At 37.4% G+C, this 7,950-nt stretch carries 10 protein-coding genes; all 10 read right to left on the reverse strand.

The window, feature by feature from the left end; all coding sequences use genetic code 11:
• Positions 1 to 118: 118 nt before the first annotated feature.
• A complete protein-coding gene (locus tag FILTAD_RS15475; RefSeq protein WP_124071874.1) occupies positions 119 to 673 on the reverse strand; it encodes a GNAT family N-acetyltransferase in 555 nt (184 codons plus the stop codon).
• A gap of 425 nt (positions 674 to 1,098) precedes the next feature.
• Entirely contained in the window at positions 1,099 to 2,328 is a 1,230-nt protein-coding gene (locus FILTAD_RS15480) for a DUF2812 domain-containing protein (protein WP_124071866.1), read from the reverse strand.
• Positions 2,321 to 2,644, reverse strand: a complete 324-nt coding sequence (locus tag FILTAD_RS15485) for a PadR family transcriptional regulator (RefSeq protein WP_124071867.1) — start codon at positions 2,642 to 2,644, stop codon at positions 2,321 to 2,323. Before FILTAD_RS15485 ends, FILTAD_RS15480 begins: the two co-directional genes overlap by 8 nt.
• Before the next feature lie 262 nt (positions 2,645 to 2,906).
• On the reverse strand, positions 2,907 to 3,326 hold the full coding sequence (locus FILTAD_RS15490) for a hypothetical protein (protein WP_124071868.1): 420 nt from the start codon (positions 3,324 to 3,326) through the stop codon (positions 2,907 to 2,909).
• Positions 3,327 to 3,364: 38 nt separating this feature from the next.
• Entirely contained in the window at positions 3,365 to 3,586 is a 222-nt protein-coding gene (locus FILTAD_RS15495; RefSeq protein ID WP_124071869.1) for a helix-turn-helix domain-containing protein, read from the reverse strand.
• A gap of 10 nt (positions 3,587 to 3,596) precedes the next feature.
• Complete coding sequence (locus FILTAD_RS15500; protein ID WP_124071870.1) at positions 3,597 to 4,073, reverse strand: DUF2975 domain-containing protein; 477 nt, start codon at positions 4,071 to 4,073, stop codon at positions 3,597 to 3,599.
• A gap of 298 nt (positions 4,074 to 4,371) precedes the next feature.
• Positions 4,372 to 4,986, reverse strand: coding sequence for a Type 1 glutamine amidotransferase-like domain-containing protein (locus FILTAD_RS15505; protein ID WP_124071871.1), 615 nt, complete (start codon positions 4,984 to 4,986; stop codon positions 4,372 to 4,374).
• 153 nt (positions 4,987 to 5,139) lie between these two features.
• The gene (locus FILTAD_RS15510) at positions 5,140 to 5,343 is read right to left on the reverse strand and encodes a hypothetical protein (RefSeq protein WP_124071872.1); all 204 of its coding nucleotides are present in this window, start codon (positions 5,341 to 5,343) and stop codon (positions 5,140 to 5,142) included.
• 48 nt (positions 5,344 to 5,391) lie between these two features.
• Positions 5,392 to 5,610, reverse strand: coding sequence for a hypothetical protein (locus FILTAD_RS15515; RefSeq protein ID WP_124071873.1), 219 nt, complete (start codon positions 5,608 to 5,610; stop codon positions 5,392 to 5,394).
• Between the two features lie 325 nt (positions 5,611 to 5,935).
• Positions 5,936 to 7,714, reverse strand: a complete 1,779-nt coding sequence (recQ, locus tag FILTAD_RS15520) for a DNA helicase RecQ (RefSeq protein WP_238988271.1) — start codon at positions 7,712 to 7,714, stop codon at positions 5,936 to 5,938.
• Positions 7,715 to 7,950: the final 236 nt, after the last annotated feature.

Genomic DNA, 7,950 nt, shown 5'->3' on the forward strand with positions numbered 1-7,950 from the left:
CATCATTCCCATCCTCCGTTGTAAAGTTAGGATTCATTTTTCAGAATCCCCTGTATTTCATGTGTTAGCACTTATAACAGAACTTGTCGAACGGCGCCCGTTAGTTGAATTAGCTTTTCTATTCTGTTTGTGGATACCATTCTAAAAACATTTCTTTTTCCACTACGTTTAAAATACAAGGGGAATTAACTTCTGATTCTAATTTCTTATGTTCATCTGGAAACTCATTTTGGACTTTAACCCTCATAAAAGGGAGTTTCTCTTGGGATTTTATAGATCGTATATTAGAAATTTTAGCTCCAGCAAATACATAATCCAAATTCAATTCTGTAAATGCCTTATATAAAATTTCCTTTTTTGCCAATAGATTATATCCTTGCCCCCAATATTGATGCCCTATCCAAGTACCGATATGACTAGTTTTATTGATATTATCTATGTCCTTTAGTGTTATGACCCCAATTAAATTTTCAGTTTTATCAAGAATGACCCTTGAATATTGCTTTCCCAGTTTTTCTTGTTCCTGAATAAACTCGATAAAACCGATAGTTCCTTCAAGTGAAGTTTGGTCATCGGTAAGTCCCAATGCATTTTTTACTTGAGGTGCTGACGAAAGTGATGACATTGATTTTGCATAAATTTTATTATGTGAAACTAATGAGATTTCGGACATCCATATCCCCCCAAACACTAATAATTTTGAATTTTTATCCAACAAAATGGCCCGTTTGAGGCACAGTGCTTCTTCCGCAACTGCTCCCGATTGCTGAAGATTAAATTAAAGATCATCACTTTATGGCAGGTTATTTATTATTACCTTCCTTACTTTATACCCACTCAGTTCTGCATTCTAGACACCAATCCCGTTTCCAGTTCTACCCTGTAGCTTGTATTCCAAAGTATTAGACAGTGTCTGGTAAATTTCTACTACATTTTGTACAAGTCTTATTCTTTGGCTCTTTAAATTTCATATTTAATTCTCTCTTTTATGATTGCAGATATATAGATGTCGTATGTTTACCTTTTTTTAATCTTATTAAAGTCCTCGACAATTGTGCCCGTTTGTTTAATTATGGACCGTATCAATAGTATATAACTTTAGTTGCTCTCTTTTTCGGAAAGATTTTTGCTACCGGAAATGAGCATTATTTTCCTTTCAATTTCATCTACAATCGATTGCACATTTGCATTTCCATGATAACGGACAAAGATGACTCCTTTTCCTTTAGCAGCAAAAACTTTCTTCATCTCCGCATCTTCATAAACAATTAATCGGTCAAGATTCGGATGGTTCATTTCTACGTAATCCTCTTTATTTTCATCAAACCAATGCCACTTCACCAAGTCAGTAATGAGACGGTCTGCCATCGCTGGTATCGTTAACTGATATACTTTTGTATGAACGCTTGGTGAATATTGTCCACTGCCATCGCTCCATTCTTTTCCTGAAACGATTCCGATTTCATCTGTATCATATTGCACAGGCGCAAACGGTCCCCAATTAGTGGAATACCGATTCGCCCAGTCGACGCCATCATTCATATATTCAGCCTCCTCCCGAATTAAATCTGGATTCCGCTCGATATCTGCCAATCTGACAATGGGCAAGTTACCATTTTCTTCAGGCAATGTTTCAGTCTTCATTTTTACGAGTTGAACGATGGGGAACACCGCACTTAATCCGATAACAATTGTAAAAACCACAACGAAAGTCGAACGCAAGCGATCGCGCTTATTCCAAGTCGCATGACGGTTAATGGGCTTTCCTTCCATGAGATTCTTTCGTAATGCACGAATAGAGACAGTCGCTCTTAGCGAAGTGTAAGCTGTATATCCGATGAAAGCTGCTAAAATGGTTTGTTGAATCGCCCAGCCTTCAATTAAGACATAAATCGGTGTTCCATCCAAAAACCAAATCGCGGTCAGCATTCCAATTATAAGCATTGTGGCCATAACCGTGAAAATGGCATTTCTCATTAATTTTTGATTGAGCTTTTTTATCGTAAATGATTGTTCTGCGGAATCTGTATGTAGTTCAGGTGCGTTTAATTCTACTGGTGAAGAAAAAACGTAGAAAAATTTATCCCGCGTCACATACTCCCAACCACTTTCGGCATACATTTCCAACTGATTATCTGGAATTTTCCGGTCGATTGAAATGTCAATTCTATATTTCATTTGTTTCGGTTCACCTTTTTCGAACGTAGCGAACATTTTGCCCAACTTTTTTAAATAAAGACCTTTCACAGCCATTTCTTCAAACCAGTTTTCATGCTCTCCAATCCGCCAATAATCATTCGGTCGAACTTTATAAACCGACTTACTCATTTTCATTCTCACCTTCTTCTATCATTTTACCGTCTGCGATTTGGGACTTTAGGCGATTGTACTCCGTCCGTAACGCAACTTTTCCTTCTTGTGTAATCTCATACGTTTTTCTTCTTCCATCCACTTCTGCCAAAGAAATAAGGCCATCTTTTTCCATGCGTGAAAGCACTCCATATAGTGTTCCTGGCCCCATTTTTATTCTCTCGTTAGAAACTTCACTAATTGAATGCATTAATTGATAACCATGGTTAGGATTCACTAATGCAAGAAGTACATAGTACATCGCTTCCGTCATCGGCCCACCCGAATACGTCACATCGTGCCCTCCTTTTCAAAGTTATTACGTCACGCGATATATCGTATGACATAATAATATCTGGATTAATTATTTTTGTAAAGAGAAGATTTTTAAATAAGTAAATAAATCCTTTGGATAAAAACAAAAATCCGACGTTTTAGCCAATAAAAAAAGCAGGTAAAACGCACAGCCACACAGAGCTGTTCGGTTTTACCTGCTATATTTATCCGACAGAAATCGCGTATTATTTGTTCGATAATCGCGCCCGATTGAGGAAATGTTAATTTATCCTTTTTAAACCAGCTTCATTTATCGAATCACCAATTATTTCAAAAGAGTATTCCTTGTTTGTTGCTAATTCAAGTGTTATTTCTTTCAATGGTATCTTTTGTTCCATTTCATTTATCAATGTAAATTTAAATGTTTTTTTGCCTTCCAAGTTAAAGTCTTCTTGATCAATATATTCTTTACTAAGTGTGTCCCCTTTTCGAATTTCAGAGCCATCAGCATAACTTATACCGCCTGTGATTTCACCATCAGTACTGATTTCTATCGAATAAAAATCAAAATTAGCGTTGTTTTTCATGTGAATAACCATACTATTCTCATTTGGTTTTATTAAAGCACCAGTATTATTTGTACAAGCAGATAAAAACAAAACTATCGAAAATGAAATTGTTAAAAGTAACGATTTCTTCATAAATTCTCAACCCCTTATTAAATTAATTATTTGATTATTTATTCTCGCGTATCTTTATCACTTTGATATTCAAGAATATCCCCTGGCTGACAATCCAAAGCCTTACAAATAGCATCTAAAGTTGATAATCGAATCGCTTTTGCTTTTCCATTTTTTAAAATAGAAATGTTAGCCATAGTGATTCCAACTCTTTCGGATAGTTCTGTTACACTCATTTTTCTTTTTGCTATCATCACATCAATATTGATTATAATTGCCACTGTTTTCACCTCAGACTGTTAAATCATTTTCTGACTTTATATCTAAAGCACTTTTAAACAATTTCTGAAGAACCATAGCGAAGACTGCAATAATAATGGAACTAAAAATAATTGTAAATGCAATAATTGCTATTCCAGGGTGTAAAACATTTTGTGTCAATAAAAATATAGCGCCTATTACATATAAGATACTAATTGTTATCGCACAGTATTTTATTTTTCTTAGTGCATTTACGGACATATCCGAGAAGGCATTTTTTCTATCAATGTAATTTAGAAGTTTTAAAGCCTGATACAGGGCAATGAAAAATGGGATTGCTGTTATATATAGCCCAATTAAAATGGGATATTGCAAATAAGCAAATTCAGGATACATTTTTGCGGTATAATTTGCTAACCAAGGCAGCAAAAATACACACAAAACAAGTATCGTAATTCCAATAAGAAAAACAGCTACCTTTAAAAAGAGAGTTGTTCCTTGTTTCATAAAAAGCACCTCACTTATTTTTCCTTTTTATAATTCTAACACAGTTTTTATTGAATTACAATAAACCTTTATTACGTTGCAATATTTTAATGTTGTTTTACTAATATCCTTTTTTGACAAAAATAAAAAGCATCCCTGATAGGACAGAGATACTTCATAAGATATTTAGCCGTGGCTACGGAATAAGGTTTAATCAATTTTTACTTGCAATCTTCAACATAATGGCCCGTTTATGAAAAGTAGACGCCGATCTCTCTACAAGAAAAGCGCCCGATTCTTGAAGATGTACCTGTAAAAATCATACGTCTATCAGTAAGTATTCTTCGTCAGTTAACCTAATGATTGAACAATTATTGTCCTCCTCAAATAAATTCAATCTTTCCTCTATGGTTTTACCAAGGCTGTCTTGAAATATATCTTCTCTATCGTAATGAGGGAAAATAGCTTTTTCTGTTATTGATAACGCTGTAAAGTCAACCATATTGGTGTTATTCATCGCGGGAGTAAAATAATTAACCACTTCAATACTAGGACCCAATACAACTGCTCCGGCACTTACACCTACAAATATTACTGATTGCTTTGCTAAATCTTTCAATATTGATTCAGCTTTACTTTTTTTTATATGGTGTAACAAATTAAATGGATTCCCACCGTTGATATAAACAATATTGTACTGTTGGAGCTTGGTTGGATTTTCATATTCTACGTCGAGAAAATCAACTTGGTCTATTCCCATTTCAATGAGATCACTTTTAGCTTTTATTGCATATTTATTGTTTTCTTTATAAGGGGATGCAGTCGTTATAATAACAGCTTTTGGGTTAGATAAGTTTTCTTTGACGTGTCTTAAAAATACTTTTTTAATCGATTCGCTGCAGAAGCCATTTGAAGTTAAAAATACATTGCCCATATTAATCCCTCATTTTTACTGATTTTGACCTATCTGAGCTTTAAGTATAAACTCAATAATTTGGCCCGATTGCAGAACGGACGAGATCGCTTCTCGCACAATCGCGCCCGATTGCTTAAAATACTGTATTGTTGATGTCTGAAAACAAAGGCTTTATTTCTCCCCTGCCCTTGATTTCCGCTTTTTGTAAAGCACATAAATAGCGTTTCCAATCGTTAAAATTATTGCTGCGGTTAAAAGACCAAGCATTAGGTATAAATCATAATCAAATATTAGGAACAAAATAGCCGCCACAACAAATGCTCCCCAGCCTCCGATAGCAAAACGCCACGGACGTCTATTATTATTAGATTGCATAATAATTTTCCCCCTTATTTATTCCGCAAAATGGCCCGATAATGAAAATTATTCGGATTGGTACTTTTCACTTTCCTTTAAAACAAAAATCTCCCTAATAAATGCTCCTATAACTGCTGACACAAGGATTACCGTGATAAGATTTAACACCTTAACAAACATATAAGGCGAACTAATAACTACTAGACTTTGGAATATAACGCTAATTGTGAAGAAAACACAAAATAAAATCAACTTGGCAGGTGTACTCCTTTTATTTTTTCCCATTAAGCGCCCTCCGAAATTTATGATTGCCCTGCAATCTGGCCCGATTTTTGTACTATCAATTTCCATTTCTCACCCATTAATTATATCAGAGATATCTAGGGGAGACTTTAAAAGTAGAAACCTTTCCGTTAATTCAGATTCTAGTTTTTCGCACTTTATGAATACAATCGAACAAAAAAAGCACCGTATTTAGCGGCGCTATTTAATAGTTAAATCGGGTCAAAATTCTTGCTTAAGGTTGTGTTATTTGTAGTGTTATTTCATTTTTTGTACCACTTAACTGAACAGGTTAACATAGGCGTTGCCCGTTTTTAATTTTAAACTTTCACACTTCGTGCATTTGAAATGAACGGATTTCTTCCATGAATGCTTCGCCGTATCTTTCCAGCTTTGCATTTCCGACACCATTCACTTCGAGGAATGCTTCTTCCGTCGTCGGTTTCCTAGACGCCATGTCATGTAATGTTTTATCCGAAAAGACGACGAATGGCGGTACGCCCGCTTCTTGCGCCAGCTGTCTGCGAAGTGCACGGAGCTGTTCGAACAATGGATCTTCTTTTGTAATCTGCTTGGAAACAACAGACACTTTCCGATTGACATGTACTTTGCCGAGCAACACATCTTTACCACGCTCACTTACATAGATAGTTGGGAATTGCCCATTTTCTACGCTTAGACAATTTTCGGAAATGATGAATTCGATGAAATCGGATATATCTTTTGCATTGCGATTTTTCATAAGTCCGTAAGTCGATAATTTATCAAACCCGAATTCGAGTACTTTCTTATTGCGTGAACCTGTTAACACTTGGGAAATCATCGCCTTGCCAAATCGTTGCCCCATCCGGATTACGCACGATAACACTTTTTGAACGTCTTCCGTAACATCTGAACTTTCACGTGTATCAGTGCAGTTTGCGCAATGACCGCATTCCGCAACGTCTGTTTCCCCGAAATACGTGATGATGAATTTCTGGAGACAAGCTTCGGTATGGCAATAGTCGATCATTCCCTGCAACTTCTCAAGTTCCGCCGGAATCCTGCTTTGGTCTTGCGATTGGTCAATGAGAAAGCGTTGTGTTTGGACATCTTGTGAAGAAAAGAGAATCGTACAATCGCTATCCAGTCCATCACGGCCAGCACGTCCCGCTTCTTGGTAATAACTTTCCATGTTCTTCGGCATTTGATAATGGATGACGTAACGGATGTTGGACTTATCGATTCCCATACCGAATGCATTGGTTGCCACCATGACGGTCGCTTCATCATTCAAGAATCGATCCTGTTCTGATTGACGCTCTATATCAGGTAATCCTGCATGGTATTTAACTGCTTCCACACCGTTTTTCAAAAGGAGTTCATGTACACTATCCACCGCTTTGCGTGTTGCCGCGTAAATAATGCCTGCTTCTCCTTCGTTTTTATGGACGAAGTCTTTGATATATTTTTCACGATTCTGTCCTTTAACAACGGAGAACGTAAGATTTGCACGCTCAAAGCCTGTCATGACTGTATTCGCATCACTTATCCCTAGCTGCAGGCAAATATCTTCCCGAACGGCTGGTGTTGCAGTGGCTGTGAGTGCCAATACAACCGGCTTTTCATCAAATAAGGAGACGATGCTGCTAATGTTCCGGTAACTCGGACGGAAGTCATGGCCCCATTGCGAAATACAATGGGCCTCGTCGATTGCAAGCATCGGAATTGTCATCTTACGCAGCTGATTTTTGAAAGCCTGTGAGTCAAGGCGTTCTGGAGCCACGTAAAGTAGTTGGTATTCGCCACCTACTGCTCTTTCCATTGTTTCATAGTATTCTTCGGTTGACAGTGAGCTATTAATATATGCAGCGGGGATTCCCGCTTGGTGGAGTGCGTCGACTTGGTCTTTCATCAATGAAATAAGCGGTGAAATAACAAGTACGGTTCCTTCCATTACAAGCGCGGGAACTTGGTAACAGACTGATTTCCCGCCGCCTGTGGGCATGACGCATAGTGTATCCTGTCCTTGTAGAACGCCGCTAATTACTTTTTCCTGTCCGGTTCGGAAAGTTGAATATCCGAAATATGACGTCAATATGGCCAAAGCTTTTTCGATTTGAATCACCTTCCGTTTATGTAATCAAAGAAAAAGCGCCTTGAATGGCACTTTTTTAAGTTTTTCTATATATGTTAAAATAGGGGATTCCATTGAACACGCTTCGGCGCTTGGGGATGCCTCCCGCAATAAGCCAGACAGAAGTTCACGAGGCCGCTGAAAAAGTCCGACTCTCTTCAAATCCCGTTGATTTTCGTTCCGAGCGGACGCTTTCCGCGGGCACGGCTTCAGCCGCTTCCCTCGCT

This window comes from Filibacter tadaridae, assembly GCF_900609045.1.
Classification (GTDB): domain Bacteria; phylum Bacillota; class Bacilli; order Bacillales_A; family Planococcaceae; genus Sporosarcina; species Sporosarcina tadaridae.